This window comes from Nisaea sp., assembly GCF_040217065.1.
Lineage (GTDB): Bacteria > Pseudomonadota > Alphaproteobacteria > Thalassobaculales > Thalassobaculaceae > Nisaea.
Genome location: NZ_JAVJNX010000004.1, coordinates 1 through 18,042 on the forward strand (window position 1 = coordinate 1; position 18,042 = coordinate 18,042).

Annotated in this window: 19 protein-coding genes and 2 tRNA genes; 5 read left to right on the forward strand and 16 right to left on the reverse strand. The window is 61.2% G+C overall.

The genetic code is table 11. The features are described from left to right. From RH950_RS01510 to RH950_RS01520, 3 genes are all read right to left on the reverse strand, one after another. On the reverse strand, window positions 1–372 hold a 372-nt coding region (locus RH950_RS01510; protein WP_350052999.1), incomplete at its 3' end, for a GTP-binding protein. Between the two features lie 102 nt (window positions 373–474). Further along, a tRNA-Gly gene (locus RH950_RS01515) sits at window positions 475–548 on the reverse strand. A 110-nt stretch (window positions 549–658) separates the two neighbouring features. Next, window positions 659–743, reverse strand: a tRNA-Tyr gene (locus RH950_RS01520). 200 nt (window positions 744–943) lie between these two features. On the opposite strand from RH950_RS01520, the gene rlmB reads away from it, so the two are divergent. Both rlmB and RH950_RS01530 read left to right on the forward strand, forming a co-directional pair. Further along, entirely contained in the window at window positions 944–1,753 is an 810-nt protein-coding gene (gene rlmB / locus RH950_RS01525; RefSeq protein ID WP_350053001.1) for a 23S rRNA (guanosine(2251)-2'-O)-methyltransferase RlmB, read from the forward strand. Between the two features lie 184 nt (window positions 1,754–1,937). After that, on the forward strand, window positions 1,938–3,410 hold the full coding sequence (locus RH950_RS01530; protein ID WP_350053003.1) for a hypothetical protein: 1,473 nt from the start codon (window positions 1,938–1,940) through the stop codon (window positions 3,408–3,410). A 1-nt stretch (window position 3,411) separates the two neighbouring features. Here the strand turns inward: RH950_RS01530 and RH950_RS01535 are convergent, their stop codons facing one another. Beyond that, entirely contained in the window at window positions 3,412–4,062 is a 651-nt protein-coding gene (locus tag RH950_RS01535) for a c-type cytochrome (protein WP_350053005.1), read from the reverse strand. A 105-nt stretch (window positions 4,063–4,167) separates the two neighbouring features. Further along, window positions 4,168–5,304 (reverse strand): zinc-dependent alcohol dehydrogenase family protein, encoded by a 1,137-nt coding sequence (locus RH950_RS01540; protein WP_350053007.1) that lies wholly within the window; start codon window positions 5,302–5,304, stop codon window positions 4,168–4,170. Between the two features lie 284 nt (window positions 5,305–5,588). Here RH950_RS01540 and RH950_RS01545 point away from each other — a divergent pair, with 284 nt between their 5' ends. Beyond that, window positions 5,589–6,044 carry a GNAT family N-acetyltransferase gene (locus RH950_RS01545; RefSeq protein WP_350053009.1) on the forward strand — a complete coding sequence of 152 codons (456 nt, stop codon included), beginning with the start codon at window positions 5,589–5,591 and terminating at the stop codon, window positions 6,042–6,044. Window positions 6,045–6,057: 13 nt separating this feature from the next. On the opposite strand, the gene RH950_RS01550 is transcribed toward RH950_RS01545, so the two are convergent. After that, entirely contained in the window at window positions 6,058–7,305 is a 1,248-nt protein-coding gene (locus RH950_RS01550) for an FkbM family methyltransferase (RefSeq protein ID WP_350053011.1), read from the reverse strand. Between the two features lie 130 nt (window positions 7,306–7,435). Next, window positions 7,436–8,203 carry a short-chain dehydrogenase/reductase gene (locus tag RH950_RS01555; protein WP_350053013.1) on the reverse strand — a complete coding sequence of 256 codons (768 nt, stop codon included), beginning with the start codon at window positions 8,201–8,203 and terminating at the stop codon, window positions 7,436–7,438. Between the two features lie 582 nt (window positions 8,204–8,785). Here RH950_RS01555 and RH950_RS01560 point away from each other — a divergent pair. Further along, a complete protein-coding gene (locus tag RH950_RS01560; RefSeq protein ID WP_350053015.1) occupies window positions 8,786–9,373 on the forward strand; it encodes a 3'-5' exonuclease in 588 nt (195 codons plus the stop codon). 26 nt (window positions 9,374–9,399) lie between these two features. Here RH950_RS01560 and RH950_RS01565 read toward each other — a convergent pair whose 3' ends face one another. The 8 genes from RH950_RS01565 to RH950_RS01600 all read right to left on the reverse strand — a co-directional run bounded on the left by RH950_RS01565 (window position 9,400) and on the right by RH950_RS01600 (window position 15,379). After that, window positions 9,400–9,891: a gamma-glutamylcyclotransferase family protein gene (locus RH950_RS01565; RefSeq protein ID WP_350053017.1), complete on the reverse strand. Its 492-nt coding sequence runs from the start codon at window positions 9,889–9,891 to the stop codon at window positions 9,400–9,402. Further along, window positions 9,891–10,355: a DUF8265 family protein gene (locus tag RH950_RS01570; RefSeq protein ID WP_350053019.1), complete on the reverse strand. Its 465-nt coding sequence runs from the start codon at window positions 10,353–10,355 to the stop codon at window positions 9,891–9,893. Before RH950_RS01570 ends, RH950_RS01565 begins: the two co-directional genes overlap by 1 nt. A 25-nt stretch (window positions 10,356–10,380) precedes the next feature. Next, window positions 10,381–11,325 (reverse strand): acetamidase/formamidase family protein, encoded by a 945-nt coding sequence (locus tag RH950_RS01575; protein WP_350053021.1) that lies wholly within the window; start codon window positions 11,323–11,325, stop codon window positions 10,381–10,383. Between the two features lie 27 nt (window positions 11,326–11,352). Beyond that, window positions 11,353–11,967: a DUF2062 domain-containing protein gene (locus tag RH950_RS01580; RefSeq protein WP_350053023.1), complete on the reverse strand. Its 615-nt coding sequence runs from the start codon at window positions 11,965–11,967 to the stop codon at window positions 11,353–11,355. Between the two features lie 157 nt (window positions 11,968–12,124). Then, the gene (phnX, locus tag RH950_RS01585) at window positions 12,125–12,940 is read right to left on the reverse strand and encodes a phosphonoacetaldehyde hydrolase (RefSeq protein WP_350053025.1); all 816 of its coding nucleotides are present in this window, start codon (window positions 12,938–12,940) and stop codon (window positions 12,125–12,127) included. 17 nt (window positions 12,941–12,957) lie between these two features. After that, a complete protein-coding gene (locus RH950_RS01590) occupies window positions 12,958–14,094 on the reverse strand; it encodes a TIGR03364 family FAD-dependent oxidoreductase (RefSeq protein ID WP_350053027.1) in 1,137 nt (378 codons plus the stop codon). 77 nt (window positions 14,095–14,171) lie between these two features. Further along, window positions 14,172–14,720, reverse strand: coding sequence for a PAS domain-containing protein (locus RH950_RS01595; protein ID WP_350053029.1), 549 nt, complete (start codon window positions 14,718–14,720; stop codon window positions 14,172–14,174). 218 nt (window positions 14,721–14,938) lie between these two features. Further along, the gene (locus tag RH950_RS01600) at window positions 14,939–15,379 is read right to left on the reverse strand and encodes a protein tyrosine phosphatase family protein (protein ID WP_350053031.1); all 441 of its coding nucleotides are present in this window, start codon (window positions 15,377–15,379) and stop codon (window positions 14,939–14,941) included. A 234-nt stretch (window positions 15,380–15,613) separates the two neighbouring features. Between RH950_RS01600 and RH950_RS01605 the strand changes: the two genes are divergently transcribed. Continuing rightward, window positions 15,614–16,819 (forward strand): pentapeptide repeat-containing protein, encoded by a 1,206-nt coding sequence (locus tag RH950_RS01605; RefSeq protein ID WP_350053033.1) that lies wholly within the window; start codon window positions 15,614–15,616, stop codon window positions 16,817–16,819. On the opposite strand, the gene RH950_RS01610 is transcribed toward RH950_RS01605, so the two are convergent. Beyond that, entirely contained in the window at window positions 16,812–17,957 is a 1,146-nt protein-coding gene (locus RH950_RS01610) for a nucleotidyl cyclase domain-containing protein (protein ID WP_350053035.1), read from the reverse strand. The genes RH950_RS01605 and RH950_RS01610 overlap by 8 nt on opposite strands. Between the last annotated feature and the right edge of the window lie 85 nt (window positions 17,958–18,042).

Sequence of the window (18,042 nt, forward strand, 5' to 3'; positions counted from 1 at the left end):
GCGGGCCAGAAGGATGTGCTCGCGGGTCTGCGGCATCGGGCCGTCGGCCGCCGACACAACCAGGATCGCGCCGTCCATCTGCGCCGCACCCGTGATCATGTTCTTCACATAATCGGCATGGCCCGGGCAGTCGACGTGCGCATAGTGACGCGCTGCCGTCTCGTACTCAACGTGCGCCGTCGAGATCGTGATACCACGAGCACGCTCCTCCGGGGCCTTGTCGATCTGGTCATAAGCCGTGAAGCTCGCACCGCCGGCTTCCGCCAGCACCTTGGTGATCGCCGCCGTCAAGGACGTCTTGCCGTGGTCAACGTGGCCGATCGTGCCAATGTTGCAGTGCGGCTTGTTCCGCTGAAACTTTTCCTTCGCCATCGCGCACGTGTTCCTGCTTGATTTGGCGGTCATGCCGGCACGCAGCACCGATCACGACCCAAATTGATCCCTCTGCTTGGCCAGACCGCGGCGCCCGTGCGATGGAGCGGGTGAAGGGAATCGAACCCTCGTATTCAGCTTGGAAGGCTGCTGCTCTACCATTGAGCTACACCCGCCGAGCACATCGCACACCACGGCGGTGCCCGCGACAACTGCCCCGAACACCGACCAACCTCTATAGTCTCGTATCCTGCATCCATACCGGAGTCCGGCAGCGGAAGCAGGATGGTGGTGGGGGTTGGATTCGAACCAACGTAGGCATAGCCAACGGGTTTACAGCCCGTCCCCTTTAGCCACTCGGGCACCCCACCGGGTTCCCTTACACAGTTTCCGGGGACCGCTGGGCGCTCCGTCGGGGATCCGCGTTGGAAGGGAGAGCGAAATATGAGAAATAGTCTCTGTTTGTCAACGTGAAAAAACATGTCAAAAGCGGGAGCGGCGGCATTTGAATGAATGCAGCCGATTTCCGTCACGCAACATTCCGGAGCAATCCGGTCATGAGGTCGTCGCCATGGCAAAACCCCAATCCCGCCCATCCGCCGGTGGCAAACGCCGCGGCAAGCCGCCATCGAAGCCACCGGGGCGGGATCTGTTATGGGGCTGGCATGCCGTGTCCATGGGCCTGCAGAATGACAAACGCCGGATAACAGGCCTGCTTTGCACGGCCCGGTCCGAGTCGGAACTTGGACAATGCCTGGATAAACTGGCCGACTCGCGCAGAGCCGAAATTCCCGCGCCGCGAATCGTCGAGAAAGACATCCTCGACACTCTCGCCGGCCCGGACGCTGTGCATCAGGGGGTGGTTGCCGAAGTCCTGCCCCTCCCCGACGTGGCGATCGAGGACGTTATCGAGGATGCCGGAGAGCGCTGCCTGCTGGTGCTGCTCGATCAGGTCACGGACCCGCACAATGTCGGAGCGGTGCTGCGCTCGGCCTCCGCCTTCGGCGCCCGCGCCGTCATTGCCCCCGACCGCAATGCCGCACCGACGACAGGCGCGCTGGCGAAAGCGGCCTCCGGCGCGCTGGATGCGATTGATCTGGTCCATATCACAAATCTGAGCAGGGCCATGGATCAGTTGCGCGATGCCGGGTTCTGGTGCGTCGGACTTGATGGCGATGCCCGCGGGGCGCTTGAAAGCGTCGACCTCAAGGGCCGGATCGCGATCGTGATGGGAGCGGAAGGAAGCGGTCTCAGACGGTTGACCCGCGAACATTGCGACATGCTCGTCCGGCTGCCCACGTCCGGCCCGGTCGCGACCCTGAACGTTTCGGCGGCAACGGCCATTTCTCTGTATGAATATGCCCGGCAAAACCAGGATTGAGGCGAGTCATGTAGAAAATGGTCCAAGTAGTGTTCTATGCCACATGCATATGCTATTCCGCGTTGTAGAATTGACCCGTATCCGTCGTCGAATTCCGTGGATAACAGCTGTAGAATCGATGGAATTAACCAAATATTGTTTTTTGACGGCATACAGAGTGTTTTTATCCCGGCATGCAGATTGAATGATGGACCCGCAAAAAGCAGAAGCGCAGAGTTTCAAGGACGCGATATGCGAGGACGTGTCCGACTTCTATTCGCGGAAGTCCCGCGACGCCATCGGTCGTGCCGCCGGCCGGTACCTCCAATCCGTTCGAATTACGCCAACCGAGTTGCTGCATTCCCACCGGCATCAGCGCGCCTTCAGCGACGCCGGAACCACGCTCATGCAGGCGGTCCAGAAGGCCGCCATCGCGCAGGTCAAAGGCACCCAGATGCCTGTCAGCGAGCGGGTGCGGCGCCTCTACGAGATCACGGACAAACTGCATAAGGACGCCCTGGAAAAGCTTGAGAAAGAGCCGGCGCAAAAGCTCGAGAGAGAGAATATTCCGGATGTGGTTGCGCTTCGTAAAGGCGAGACGCCAGACGAGCAGGCCTTCCGGATCAGGGCCATGCTCACTGCCACGCTGGACGGCATAAACGACTGGGTCAAAAAGTTTGAGTGCCTCTATGAACTCGGCCATGACATTGCCGGCCTCGAAGCCTTCGGCCATTTCGATTCCATCATCGCCGAGATCCTCCGCGCCCCGAATGTCGGCAAGGCCATCTACGGCGAATTACCGACCGCAGCCGAGGAAATTGAAAAACTCCTTGCGCTCTATACCGGCGACATCGAGCCGTCTCACGCCCCCGACAAACCGGCAAATGCGAAAAATTTCTACAAGCTTGCGAAGTCCGGCTATATCCCGGAAACGCGGGACGTCCTGCTGCGACAGCTGACGCTGGCGCTGAACGCGGGCGGAAAGCTGACACGCGGAGATCTGCGCACGGAACTGGAAGAGGTCCGGGCACTGCACAAGCGCCTTTCGAACCCCAACGGGTTCCTCGGGGGCGAGGAATGCGACATTGCCCTGCAAAAACGCGAAGCATCCCTGCTGAGCGACGAGACAATCGATCTTCTTCTGGGCGGGCGTCTGGATGTCGGCCAGAAAGTCCAGCTGGCTCTGGAGGTGCGCCAGAACGCCATCAGCGAGAAAGGTGCGGATTACCTTTCGAAATATGTCACGTCGATCGTAGGCCAGCCGGATTTCTCCCGCGCCGTCATCGGCCGGGACGGGACGACGGAGGAGAAACTCGGCTTTATCGGCAAGATCTTCAAGGATGCCAGGGCCAATGGGTTTCCGCCCCGTATCGAGGACCGGATCTGCCGCGCCCTGGAAGAGATCCAGACGGATCTGCTGGAGAGCAGCGACTATTTCAAGACGCTGGAACGACGTGCCGGGTCTACGGCGAAGAAAGCCCTGACCGTGATCGACATGATCGGCGACGGGATCCTGGTCGGATCCGCCAACATCGCGATCGCGCGCAAATCCGCGCATGACTTCATGAAGAAACCGGATTTTCTGGAAACCTATCTGGCGGACGGCGACGCCTCGGCAAGCAAGAAATCCCGGCTTCAGGCACTTGAAAAACGCCTGAAAGCCGCCGGTCTGGCCTGAGCTAACCGCCGCTGGTACGCATTTCCGCTGCCTCCGCCTGACGCTGCCGGACATCCTCGGGCCAGCGACTTTTCAGAAACGCCACGACGGCCCAGATGCCGGCATCCTTGAGCTGAATTTCGAAGCTCGGCATGTTGTTCTTGTAACTGCGCGGCGAGAAGGGCTGGCCGCCATACTTGACCACGTCAAAGATATCGTCGTCGCTGAGCCGCCAGATCGGCGCGCTTCCGTCCAGCGGCAGCGCCGGCCGGCTGCCGGACGGAAAATCCCCGTCCCAGCCCGCCTGCCCTTCCATCGCGTCACCGTGACAGAAGGCACAGTTTTCTCGATAGAGCTTGTGCCCCTGCGCCACCAGGGCCGCGTCCTGCCAGTCCGCGCGGACGGCCGTCTCGAGGGCAGTGCGCTCGTAATAGACGGTCACCGCCGTGATGATCGCCCCGATCAGTGTCGCCGCGGCGAGAAACCGTCCCTTGGGGCCCAGCTTGCGAGACGCCCGGGCCGCCAGGCCGAGCCCTGCTTCAGCCTCGGCCTCCTCGGTTGAATCGATCATCTGGCGCAGTAACCGGTCGCTGCGCCGCTCGCTGCCGGAAAAGGCCCGGGCGCGGATCCGCGCCTGGCGGCGCGCCCGGCGTTCGTTATCGGTACGGCTCACAATCCGCCTCCGAAGCATGCGGGAATCTGGACATGCGGCGATGATACGCGAATGCCGTTGCGGCTGTCATCTCGCGCATCCGGCCGTCGGCCCGCCTGCTTCTCCTCAGGCCGCGTGCGGCGTCAGGATCTGCCGGATGGCCGATCCGTCGGCGAGCCGGTCAAATCCCTCGTTGATATCGTCGAACCCGACCGACCGGCTGATCAGCGCGTCGATCGGCAACCGGCCCTGCTGGTAGAGATCGATATAGCGCGGAATGTCCCGCACCGGCACGCAGCCGCCCATGTAACTGCCGCGGATTGCCTTCTCGTCCGACACCATCGCCGGCGGACTGAACGAGAAGGTGCTGCCGGCAGGCGCGAGACCCGCAACGACAAGCTCGCCGCCGGCGCGCAGCAGGCTGTAGCCAGTCTCCATGGCCGGAATGGCACCGGCGAAATCGAAGGCGAAATCGACGCCGCCACGTGTCAGGTCGCGGACCTGCTCGGCCAGGGTCGGGTCCTTCGCGTTGAAGGTGTGGGTGGCGCCGAGCTGACGGGCAAGGCCTAGCCGGTCATCATTCAGGTCGATGGCGATGATCGCCCCGGCGCCGGCCACCTTTGCACCGAGCAATCCGTTCAGGCCGACACCGCCGAGACCGATCACGGCGACACTGTCGCCGGGCCGGATCCGGGCCGTGTTCAGCACCGCGCCCACGCCGGTCATCACCGCGCAGCCGAAGATCGCCGCCTTCTCCAGCGGAATGCTGTCATCCACCTTGACGCAGCTGCCCCGGTCCATGACGGCATATTCGGCGAAACAGGAAACACCCGAATGGTGCGCGAGGGACTCGCCGGACGCGGATTTCAGGCGGCGACCGCCGCCCATCAGATCGCCCTTGGCCCGGGCCACCGCATTGACCTCACAAATCTGCGGGCGGCCTTCGAGGCAGCGCCTGCAGCGGCCGCAATTGGCGCTGAACTGGAAGACAACCGGATCGCCGGGCTTCAGGTCGCGGATGCCGGGGCCTATTTCGACCACCTCGCCCGCGCCCTCGTGGCCGAGCACAAGCGGGACCGGGCGCGGCCGGTTGCCATTGATCACCGACAGGTCGGAATGACAGAGCCCGGCGCCGATTACCCGGACGAGGATCTCGCCCGCTTCCGGCTTCGAAAGCTCCACTTCCTCGACGGAAATCGGCCGTGATTTTTCAAAAGGCGCCGTCGCCCCGGACTGCCGCAATACGGCCGCACGCATCTTCATGACTGTTTCCCATTCCCCGACATTTTTTTGACCCCGCCATTGTCGGCGGACTCTTGGCGGGACGGATCGATCATCGGTGTCCCGAAGGATTAGACCGTGAGTTTATGTCGCCCCTGCCGCCGCGGCAATCGTGTGAGATGGAAAATAGCTCCGGATTCAGCGTTCTAACGCCTTTCCTCAGAGCGGTGCACACCGGACAGCGCCGAGGGACGGGGTTTATGTCTCGCGCAGGAAACGGCCGGGCGCTATAGAAAAGGCCTCCCTGTTCAGCCGGGCCCGATCCGATGACCCTGACCTTCCGCCGCGCCACCGACGCCGACCTTGCCGCCATCATCGCCATGCTCGCCGACGACGCGCTCGGCCGGGAGCGCGAGAATACCAGCGTGCCTGTCGCCGCGTGCTACCGGGATGCCTTTGCCGCAATCTCCGCCGACACCAACCAGCTCCTCGCGGTCGCGGAGAAAGACGGCACGGTGACCGGCACCCTGCAGATCACCTTCCTGCCCGGCCTGTCGCATCAGGGCCTCTGGCGCGGGCAGATCGAATCCGTCCGGATTTCCTCGGCCGCACGCGGCGGCGGCATCGGGCGGCAGTTCCTGGAATGGGCGATTGAAACCTGCAGGGAGCGCGGCTGCGGGATCATCCAGCTGACCAGCGACAAGAGCCGGACGGATGCGATCCGGTTCTACGAGAATCTCGGATTCGCGGCCAGCCACGAGGGTTTCAAGCTGAAGCTTTGACAGCGCTGACCGCTCAGGAACGCGGCAGGCAATAGAAGATCGACTCGTATCGGGTCATCGAATAGCTGCCGAAATAGAAATCGTACCCCTCGCACATCTCCATCAGCGCCAGTGGCATTTCCCAGAGATGCCGGGTTGCGTGATAGACGCTGAAGGCGAGCTTGGGGCGGAATCGGGCGATGATCGGCGCGATATCCTTCAGGATCATTTCCTCCGCGCCTTCCACATCGAATTTCATCAGGTCGATCCGGTCCGGCGCGATCTCGTCAACCAGAGTGGTGATCTTCCGGGTCGGGTAGGTCTGGAGGCTGTCCGGGTTCCGGTCTTTCGCCTCTTGTGTCATCGAGTATTGATGCGATGACGCCTGCCCGTCGTCATACTCCAGGAAATCGGACACACCATCTTCGTTCGTCACACAAAACGGCCAGATTTCGGCGAACCCCTCAAACTGTTCCATGGCCGTCCGGGCAGACCGGGCAAGATAGCTGTAGCCCAGCGGATCGATATTGACGAGCCGGCCCCGGCCTTTCATCAGCGCCGCGAAGACCGGAAGCTCAAATCCGTCGAAAACTCCGAAATTCAGGACCGTGTCGCCCGGCGAAACCCGCGCGTAGTCAAAATATTGCTGGCTCCGCAGCATGGTGTTCACAAAACATTCGGCGCGATTGGCCGGTGTTCCCAGCAGAACTGACCGATAGGCGTTCTTGCTCCGCTGGTCCGCGAGTGCCGAGCCCACGGCGTTGATCTGCCGGACATGTGCCGCGATCCGGTTTGGGTCGCTCAAAGACGGAAACAGGCGCGGCGCGATGCTGATAGCCCCATCCTCGACCTTCGCATGCCCGTCCCGCAGCAACATTTCGGTGGCGATGTTCGTTGGCAGACTGACGCCCTCGGTCGGGTCTTTCTCCGGATCGGGAACGATCATCGGGGCAAAGCGGGTCATGAACCCGGCAAGGCCATTCGATGGACTGTCCGTCACGAAGGGGAACACAAAAACGCGGTCAGCCGCCCAGCCGGCAGCGGCCAGTTCTGCCGCCCGGCGAACCCAGTCAGGCTCCGGAATCAGCACGACCACGTCATCCGCCGGTACCGAAAGATCTCCCTCTGCAATCAGCCCCGAGAATATGGCGCCCGGCCGCGCCAGTCTGATCAGGTTGATCAGGCCGTGGGTCAGCGCGTCGGTGCCGTAAACCAGATACGGGACCTCGGGCAGATCAACGGGGTGGGTGATCGGCGTGTAGTTGATGGTGCGTGAGATCATTGATCACCAGGAAATACGAAACGGACCTCCGTGAGAGATACAACCTCCCACCCGGCGCGCAAGAAAATTGCCGCGGAGAACAGATTTGGACTGTCGCCGCGCTACCACGTGATGCCAGCAGCGACCTCGTCTACCGGTATGTTTGCCCTCCATCGAGATCGACCATGATCCCTGTCGCCCAGCCCGCACGCGGCGAACAGAGGAACGTCACCACGTCGGCGATCTCCTCCACCGAGGCGGCCCGGCCGAGAGGCTGGCCTGCCAGAAAATCCTGCCACCGGTCCGCATCGCCCTTCTCGTCCGCCGCCTTGGTCTTCAGCAGGGTGACAAGACGGTCGGTCGCGACCAGCCCCGGATTGACACCCAGAACCCGCATGCCATCCGCCAGCGCGTTCGAGCCCATCGCCTTGGTGAAGGCGTTGAGCGAGGCATTGCCCGCGGTGCCGGCGATGTATTTCGGATCCAGCTTCACGCCCGCGAGACCGATGACATTGAAGATCACGCCCCCGCCCTGCTCTTTCATCAGGGCGTAGAAGGTCCGGGTCATGTTGATATAGCCGAACACCTTGAGATCCCATGCCGCCCGCCAGGTGGCCTCGTCGATGGCCTGCAGATCACCTCCCGGAATCGCGCCCGCATTGTTCACGACGATATCCGGCACCGGCAGCGCGCCAGCGAGCGCTTCCACCGCACCCGGGGCGGACAGATCCGCCGGATGAATGCTGCAGGTGGCGCCGGCCGAGACCAGCTCGTCCCGCGCCCGCTCCAGCCGCTCTCCATCCCGGGCGACCAGATGCACGGCGCACCCCTCAGCCGCGAACGCCTTGGCGCAGCCGAGACCAATGCCCTTCGAGGCGCCGGTGATCAGAACGCGTTTACCTTCAAGTCCCAAGTCCATCTCAATTCTCCCTGCTGCAAAGCAGAGCGATCATGCCGCTCCGATCCGTCTTTCGGGCAGTATCGGGAGGATAAGGGCCCGGCGCCATGCTCCTCTCGCCAGTCGGAAGAAAAGCAGACATCGGAACTGAACTAAGGTGATTCACCCTGTTCGCGAATCTGGACACCGCCTTGACGGCGCCGATCAAGTTTCACCGCCATGCGTTCCCCGCAAGGCTCGACACTGACCCATGCGGGGAAAAAACCGGCCTATTCATTGACCCTCACCCGATTCGGAGTCACAGTTCCAGCGTCCCATCCGGACACACGGAACCCACAACAGGGAGGTCGTATACGCGATGGAACCACCGATGCAGGAAACGCGTCTCTGACAACGGGACGCGACGGCAACAAGCGGCAGCTGACGCTTCAAGTCCGCAGACATATCAAGTTTTTTGAGAGCTAAACGCTCGATAATCTGTTTATACAACAGGCATGTAATCATGCTATGCCCCACCTGACGCTGATGCGCGGTGGGGCTTTGCATTTTGGCTCCCTGACATATTCCTCACCGCTGTCCCACTGATCACGGGTAACCGCCGCGATGCATAAAAACCTGCGCCATGACCGGGTGCTGGTCGTCGATCTCGAATTGACCTGTTGGGACGGCCCGCCACCCGATGGCGAACGACCGGAGATCATCGAGATCGGTGTCGCGGAGATCGATCTGAAGCGGGACGAGATCAGCCGTACGGTGTCCATGCTGACCCGCCCGACCGCATCCCGCATTTCCCCGTTCTGCAGCAGCTTCACGGGCATTACGGAAGACATGGTGGAAGCTGACGGCATTCCGTTCGAGGAAGCCTGCCGGCGGTTGCGCAAGACCTACGGGTCGACATCGAAACTCTGGATCGGTTGGGGCAGCGACGATGCGCTGTTCGACACTGAAGTCCGGGCAAAAGGTGCCATGGACCCGGCCTCGCATCGCTATCTCGATCTCTGCCAGATCCAGGAATACATGCTGGCCGGCGGGCGCCGGATATCGCTCGATGAAGCGCTGACGGTCATGAAACTGGCCCGGGCCGGAACGGCTCACCGGGCGCTTGGCGATGCCGTCGACACGGCCCGTCTGTTCCTCGCCTGGCGCGAACGGTTCGGCCTCGGTGCCCTGCCGCACGAGCATTTCGACTGACGCCGTCCGTCTGGCGCCAAATCATCTCAGCTTCCGTAAATCTCCCGCACCGTATCGAGCCAGAGCCGGTCTGCTGCTTCCGGGTCGAGCCTGCCGAAGCCGGTCATGTAGATCTCGGCCACTTTCAGGAAGCGGGCTTTCTCCTCGCGCACCCAGTCCGCATAGGACCAGGGAATATCCGTCGGCGCGATATTGCGGACGGCGCCGCAGTAAAGCGCGGTTTCCGGACCCGTTCCGATTTCGACAGAACAGTGCTCGATGGTGAAGTCGAAATCCTCGAAATACCGGATTCGCGCATCGTCCTGCGGCGCGTAGTTGCGCATCAGCAGGCCCTCGACATGCAGGCCCGGCGCCTCGACCAGTGCCGGATAGGGCTCACGCTCGACCCGGACCCGGGCAAAACCGGACAATGTCGCCGCCGTCGTCAGCGGGCCCGGATCGTGCCCGAGGACGATGCCCAGCACGTCGGGATCCATCAGTGTTCCATAGAAGAAATACGGAAGCACCGGCACCGACACTAGCGATTCTCTGCCAGGAACACGGTGCAGCGGGTGGTTCCTTCGTGCTTGAAGACATAGATGCCGGGATAAATGTCCATCTCAAGCGATCCACGGATATCGCGCGCCCGGGCAGCCCGATAGGTCTCTCCGCCGACCCGGACGAAGCCGCCGCCATAGCGCCGGAACTGCCCCCCGCGACAGGCTTTCGTCGCCTGCCGGTCCAGATCCGCGACCTCATAGAGCGGCCTGTTGTCCTTGAACAGCAGACCGCGTTTCTTCGGGTTTTCGTAGATCGTCGATTTTGGCACCGTGACGCGCTTCATCCGCCATTTATGCTGCTCAGGCGCCCGCGAGAGATGCCGCGGGTTGGTCATTTCCGGAGAAATCCGTCCCGCCGCAGCAGGCGCAGGCGGCATCATCCCGCCGACCGCCATGGCGGCGACCAGACAGGCTGTCCGTCCGCAACGAAATAGATTCTGCATTACGTCTCCCGCCTTTTCAGTGCGCTCAACCGGCATCCGCCAGCAAATGTTTCGCCAGCATGACGTGGATTCCCTTGTTCCCGTTCACCATCTGGGTGACCCGCAGGTCGGCGGCCAGGCTGCACAGCATGTAGGCTTCCGGCCTGGTCCGGTTCGTCCGCGCGGTGATCAGGTCCAGCATCTGCCGCAGGGCATCCCGGCCGGCTTCATCCAGATCCTCGTTGAAGGCCATGGTCATGAAATGATCCGGCGTCTCCGCCCGTGGCAGGGTCAGGTGCATGTCATCGCGGACGGTGAGCCGGAAGCGCCCCTCGAGAGCGGTCTCGATTGCGGTGACGCAGACCTCGCCATCGCCCTGGGCACCATGCCCGTCTCCGGCGGAAAACAAGGCACCCTCGACGAAAACCGGCAGGTAGAGCGTGGTGCCCGCGACCAGTTCCTTATTGTCGATATTGCCGCCGTTCGCCCGCGGCTGAATGGTGCTGACCCGGCCCCAGGCTGGCGGCGGCGCAACCCCCATCACACCGAAGAACGGATGCAGCGGAAGCTCCAGGCCCCAGGGCAGCCGGCCGACATTTCGTTCAATGTCGATGGCTATGATGGAAAGCGTAACTTCATCGAAATCGTCCGGCAGCGCACCTTTCAGCGGTGCGCTGTAATTGAAGCCCCAGTCCTGCCGCACTTTCACGTCGAGAATGTCGACCTGCAGCACATGGCCGGGCTTCGCCCCCTCGACATGGACGGGACCGGTCAGAATATGACCCGGGAGCCCCGGCCGCATTGCGTCAATGACCGCCTGATGCTCCGGAAGGATCGTGAAATCCGGGCCTGGCAGGACCGGTTTGTCACCGGAGATCGACTGGATGACGACTTCCTCACCGGAGGCAACCGTCAGGGCCGGTTCCAGCGCCGCATCGAAGTAACCCCAATGCACCGTCTCCAGATTGCTCTTGAGCATATGCCCCGGCATGGCTCCCCCTTCCGTAAACCTCAAATATCAGTGATGGCTGTTGGTCGCCGGTTGGCGCGACTTGAGCACCGCCTGCTTGCGCGCCGCCTGCTTGCGCGCCGCTTTCCGGGCCTGTCGTTCGCGTCGCGCGACCTTGAAACGCTCGATATAAATGTGACTCCAGCGATACCCCAGCCAACCTCCAGCGACCATCCATGGCAGGCACCCGACAAACAGGGGCAGGCCCCATTCGTTCAGCATCGACGTCAGATAGGTCCAGACCGCCATGAATCCGGACACGTCCTGCCCCAGAATTGCATCCAGCCGCTCCGAGAAATGGCCGAAGGCGGTCAGGTTTTCCCAACGCCCGAGCATCAGGTTCCCGGTCTGCAGAAAGATGTAATAGACGATCGGCACCGTGAAGACGTTGGTCGCCCAGGTCCATGCCAGCGCCACAACCAGATTGAAGGTCCAGGACGGCCTGACAAATCGAAGCAGGGACCAGATCCCGGCCACGATCGGCATCTGGATGCCGACCAGGGGAGTCAGGGAGACCGCGACACCGATCCCGACACCGCGCGCCGTATAATCCGGCAGCCCCGTCCCGCGCAGGATGGGAATAACGAGCCGGTAACGTAGCAGGCGGTTGAAAGGTGTGATCATGGATAAGGTCAAATCGGATAGAGGGTGCCAAGCCGCACGTAGCGCCAGCCATAGCAAGCCATGAATGGCGACGTCACGTCACAAAGGGACGTTTGCACGAATCCGTTTACATTTCGTGACTGCCAGCCATCTTTACACCCCTGGTTCCCAGATTAATTCAGGGCCGCTCACCTTTGGCGAGACGCGCCTCGATATCGTCGACCACATCAAGCAGCGATGCGACACTGTCGATCAGGTAGTGCGGATTGGCGCTGCGCAGGGTCTTTTCGGCTTGCCGTTTTTTCTGTGCAAACGTTGCCTCGTCCAACGCTTCGGTATCCTCCAGGGACAGCCCGAACGCGTTTCCGGACACTGTCACGCCCACCGTCCAGCAACCGGCGGCATTGCCCTCGGCGATGCCCGGTTCGGTATCGTCCACCTTGATGCAGGCGGCCGCCGGCCAGACATCGAGATCCAGGAAGCACTTGTACATCATCAGCGGCGACGGCCGGCCGTGCGACAGATCGCCGGCACAGACCATGTTGTCCGGCGCGTAGCCGCGTTCCCGGGCAATCGGCACCAGCCGCTCCATGATCTCCCGGTTATAGCCGGTTGTTGAGCCGATCTTCAGACCCCGCCCGCGCAGCGCCGAGACGGTTTCAAGAGCGCCGGGAATGATATCCGCGAAGTCAGGAATCACATCCATGTTCATCGGCACGAACACCTCGTAGATCCGGTCCACATCGCTGTCGGCGAACGCTGCGCCCTGCGCCGCGCGCCACGCTTCCGCTATGCGCGGCTGGGTTCCGACCGCCTTGATATGATCCCATTTCGGCAACCCCATCGGCGCCCGCGCCTCGTCGATGGTGATCTCGACGCCGAATTCGGCGAATGCCCGCTGGAAGACCCCCATGGGCGCCCTGCTGCCGTGGTCGACAATGGTTCCGGCCCAGTCGAAAATGACGGCTTTGACATGTATGTCGTCGGTGGACATCTGGTCGCTCCTGTTGATTACGCTGCGTGCCCGTAGAGGGATGCGATTGTCTCTTCGCCGAGGGCAAAGGCGGTGCTCATGCCGGTGCCGCTGGACACGACCAGCAGCCGGACACCGTCCTCCGGCTCATCAATGAATGCGGTGCGGTCCGGCGCCGAGGGATAGATGCCGGTCCAGCGCTCGATCACCTTGCGGTTCCCGAGCTGCAGCATCCGGCAGGCTTCCTCCATGATCAGATCCTCGACCACGGCCGGGGCGAAGGGGTCGGGTGTCGTCGCGTAATGATGAGAATCACCAACAACAAGCGAGCCGTCCGCACCCTGCACCACAATCAGGTGAATGCCATGCGCCAGCCATTGCGGCTGCTCGCGCTCCAGCCGGGCGCGCAATTTCGAGGAGGCGGCGCAACCGGTGTAGCCTTCATACCGTACCAGGCTGAGATCGGACATGATCGCGCCCGGAAGCTTCCAGTCCGGCGGCTGGGGCGCAACCCGCAGCATCTGCAGCTTGCAGAGCCGGAGATCATAGGAAGCCAGCCGCTCCGGATAGAGCGTCGCGATATCCGGCCCGGGGCAGACAATCACGGACTCGGCGCGGATCGTCCCGTTTGTGGTCTCGACCGTCTCCGCCGTGACGCCGGTCACAGCGGTCGACCAGCGGAACTCGACGCCGCACACGGATTCAAGATACCGGGCCAGGCGCGGCAGGGCCTGACGCGGCTCGACCCGCGCTTCATGTGGACTCCACAAGCCTGCGCGCAGATTCTGCGGCCCGGCCATCGGCGCCTTCTCGCGGGTTTCGTCTGCTGTCAGCAAGACACAGTCGCGCCCCATTTCGGTGGCGGCAAACTCTTCCAGGACCGCGACCGCTTCCGGCCTCTGGGCAGTGACGAGCAAACCGTCATGCAGAACCGGAATTCCTGCTTTTGGCGCGATATCCCGCCAGATCATTGCGGACCTGAAGGCCCGTTCCCAGGTCTGCCCATGTTTCTGACCCGTGACTGTCACAAAGCCGAAATTGCGAACGGATGCGCCGTTCGACTGCGCATCGCGGTCGATGATGACAACCTTTTTGCCGCGTTTTGACGCCGCCAGCGCGCTCGCCAGTCCGCAAATCCCCCCGCCGACGATCGCCAGATCGTAGCTATGTCCCATCGTCATTCATCCGCAGTGATCACTCGTTTGCCGTTGCATAACGGTATGGCAAACGCTCTCGTCAATCGAGTGCGTATTCAGACGACGTCGATGCTGAAATGGGAAAATCGTCCGGAAACATCTTCCCAGCCGTCGCCGGTTGCGATGTGTACTTTCGGGTGGCTCAGTCCTTCGCCAGCCTCGATCACCTGGCAGGTGTAGCACATGTCGGCCCGGCCACCGTCCCTGGAGAGCGGCATAATCAGCCGGGAAGCCTTTAGAAAACGTCCCTGGTCCCAGCGAAACCGGCTGTGCGCCGCCACTGCGACCTGACGCTCGCAGGCAAGCATATACAGGCCGAGGATGAAGTCCAGATAGTCACCATCGAGAACGCTGGAAAGCTCCATTCCGGTGATATCACGGCCAAAAAATTCCGTGAAATGGGTTCCGACCACCCTGTGGTGAACCGTGCGCAGCTCCGTGTTCACATCCACCAGGATGGAATAGGGCAGGAATTTCGGGCCGATCTCCGTCGGATCGAGATCGCGCCGAAGCGCTATGTCATTCTCGCCCTTGATGCGGCACCAATAGGCATGCATCGCGATGAGTGTCGCGCTACCCAGAGCTGTTTCCGTCTCTAATAGCAACGCCTTTTGCCCCAGTCCGACGCACATACAGCCTGCATCGGATGCAAGCCAATCGGGGCGCAGCCTATCATTCAATTCGATTTTGTCTTAAATAATTTTCAGATTGTATGCTGGGGTGCCTATTTACTTAGATTTCGCAAATTCACAATTAAACCAAGGCCTTCGGCCAAGCATCATTTCGTTCGTATCGCCGTCCGCACCGCGGCGACAGATTTTCCTCAGGCACCGAGTGTTTCTCTGTATCCTTCGAGCATCGGCCCCATGGCAGAAAGATCGTACCCCTGCTCCGCAGCGGCCGATGTCACGTCCGAAATCGATTTCCCATGAAAGCAAACCTGAGTCAGAGCCCACAGGATTGTCGAGCGGGTTCCGCTACGGCAGAACGCGAAAACAGGCCCGTCGGACGCCTCGATTGCCGCATGATGCTGCTTGACCAGGTCCGGAGACAATGTCGGCAAGGTCATCGGAATATATGCATATGACAACCCGGCGGCTTCCGCGGCGGCCTTGAGTTCCGCGTCAACGGGCTGCCCCGCCTCTTCCCCATCCGGACGATTATTGATCACCGTCCTGAACCCCAGATCAGCTAACTCTTTCATTTCTTGAGGAAAAATCTGCCCCTTTGCAGCATAGATCTCGCTGATCCGCTTGAAGTCCATTGGGTTCAATCCTTCGGTTTCGATTGGAATGCATGACGGGTTTGCATCCATCATAGGCCAGCATGACGGATGAATTTAACCGAACTTGGGGCCATGTGCGAAAATTCCCGCCCGATCGATCAGTCCGACTGGTTCATAATTATAACCAATCTGATATAAACTCTTTCAGCAGACCACTATGCCGCTTGCTAATTACCTGGTCCGCATCGGGTAAATCTGGGTTTGGGGGAACCTATGGCCGCAGGGTCGATAGACCAGCATCTCCTGCTAGAAGATGCCCAGAAATTTCTGGGCACATTTCTGGCAGAGCACAAGAAATGGCTTCAGCGAAAGCCCGGTGGCAAGCAGTGCGACTTGTCGCGTCTGCATCTTGAGGGAGCAGACCTCCAGAGCGCTTTGCTCACCCGTGCCGTGCTTGTTGGCACAGATCTTCAGAACGCAAAGCTCGAAGGCGCCGACCTCAGTGAGTGCGATATGTTCGGGGCGAAGTTGCAGGGCGCGAATCTGCGGCGCGCGAAACTCCAGCGGACGATTCTGCGCGGGGTCAATCTGAGGAATGCAGATCTGTCTCATGCGGACCTGGAAGATGCGGATTTCCGCGGCGGACTGGTGCTCGGAGAGTCCCCCGGCGAGTCGCTCGGCATGGAACAGAGCGATCTGAGCGAATGCCTTATGGATTTCGCCCGCGGACAGCGTGCCAAACTCTCCAATGTCGATCTGAGCGGTGCGAGCCTGCGGGAAGCCAACCTGAAAGGCGCGGAGCTGTTCGGCTCCGACCTGTCGAATGTCGATCTGACGGGCGCCAACCTGGAAGACGCGGATCTGTCCGATACCCGGCTGACCAATGCCAAACTGGAGCGGACGATCCTGAAAGGCGCCCGGCTGGCGAACAGCATGGTCAGCGAAGACGCCCTGGCGAAAGCCGAGATTGACGCGAATGCGCTCGACGAGATCAACAACGTCAAACTCAGCATCGATCTGGACACCACCGGTGACTTCAAATCCTTGCCGCCGGAACTGCGTACCGCGCTGGCGCAGCATTTCGAATGGCTGCAGTCAAACGGTGCCCGCGGCTGCCGCGCGGTGATCAAGTCGATGTCCTTGAAGAAACTGAAGCTGCGCCGGCAGAACCTGACCGGTGTGGCACTCTATTCCTGCGACCTCAGCGATGCGGACCTCTCTTTCGCCAATCTGGTGCTGGCGGATCTTGAAAAGTGCAACCTGATGAATGCCAGTTTCGCAGGCGCCCTGATGTTCGGCACGAATTTCAAGGGTGCATTTATGAATGGGGCGGATCTGTCGAATGCCCATGTCGGGGCAATGCCGATTTTCGGGGCCGACGGCAAGCGCACCGGCAAGGTCCGCAAGACGGATATGAGCAAGGCGAACATCAGCGGCGTGAAGTTCGACGGTGTCGACATGGACGGCATCCTCAAATAGCCCCCGTTGCCTCCGGCCCGGCTCCAGGTTTCGCGCCTCCCCGGAGATCGCTGTGCTGCAGACCCGAGAAAACGGTGCTCCCGTCCTTCATATGCGTGTTGACCTTGGCGTTGTAGCAGATGTGTTCAATGCCGTGTTTGTCGACGATCTTGATTTTCTGGTTGCGGAACAGCGCTTCGTCCCGCGGCCCGGTCAGGTAAAACCGGCTCTCTTCCACTTGATTGCCGAAGACCTTGAGGTTCCTGAATCCATCCAGGACCTTGTTCGCGGCCACGACATAACGGTGCGCAGTCCAGGGTTCCGGCCCCTCCGCCCTGTTCACGCAATCCCCGACCAGGATCTGGTCCGCCCGTGCCTTGCCGATCAGGCGCGCCACATTGATGGTCACATCACCGACGATGTATTCGTGCCGGGCGACATATTTGGGGCTTGGCTCATAGAAGACGTAATGGCTTCCGCCGCTCAGCGCCATGCGGAGCTCCGGAAGTGGCATCTTTTCGGACATCTCCTGCTGCAGGCTCTTGTAGTAGAGCGAGAACAGGGTCATCAGCACACATAGGCTGACATCCTCATTCAGACCGGTCTGCAGGTTCCAGACATAATAACCGTCGCCGGTTGTCGACCGCCCCATTTCCATCGGCAGACCAGCGCGGTGCAGCGTCGCCTCCGCGAGAGACAGGCAGAACTGGAGCGTGGAAAGATAACTCGCCTGCTCTTCCGGCGTGTGTTTCGAGAACCCGACCACATCGATCAGGAAGACCGTACGGAACGGCACGAAACCGATCGAGTATCGCGACATGACGGACTCGACATCATCATGGGAGAGCCCATTCGCACTGCCGCCGATCGGGAAATCCAAGCGGATCTCGGTCGGCTGCACCGCGACGAAATTTACAACCTCCTTGAACTCGCCATCATTCAGATGGCGCGGTCCTTCAAACACCCGGCGGATCGGATCCTTCATTTGGAGCAGGCGGGTTTTCGGCAGCAGGACGAGTTCAAGCCCCTTCCCCGACGGCCTCCAGGCAACAACAGCACTTGATCCGAACTGAGACAACTCGAACAACAGCTGGTTCAGAGACAGACGCAGATCGTCACGTCGCCCTGAAGCATGGTGCCCCTGATTATCAGCGTGCATTGACGTTCACCTTGTGTAAAGGAATCGCCCCTACACTAGGATACTGCAAGGTGGCCGGGAACTCCCTTGCGTCGAAACCTGAACA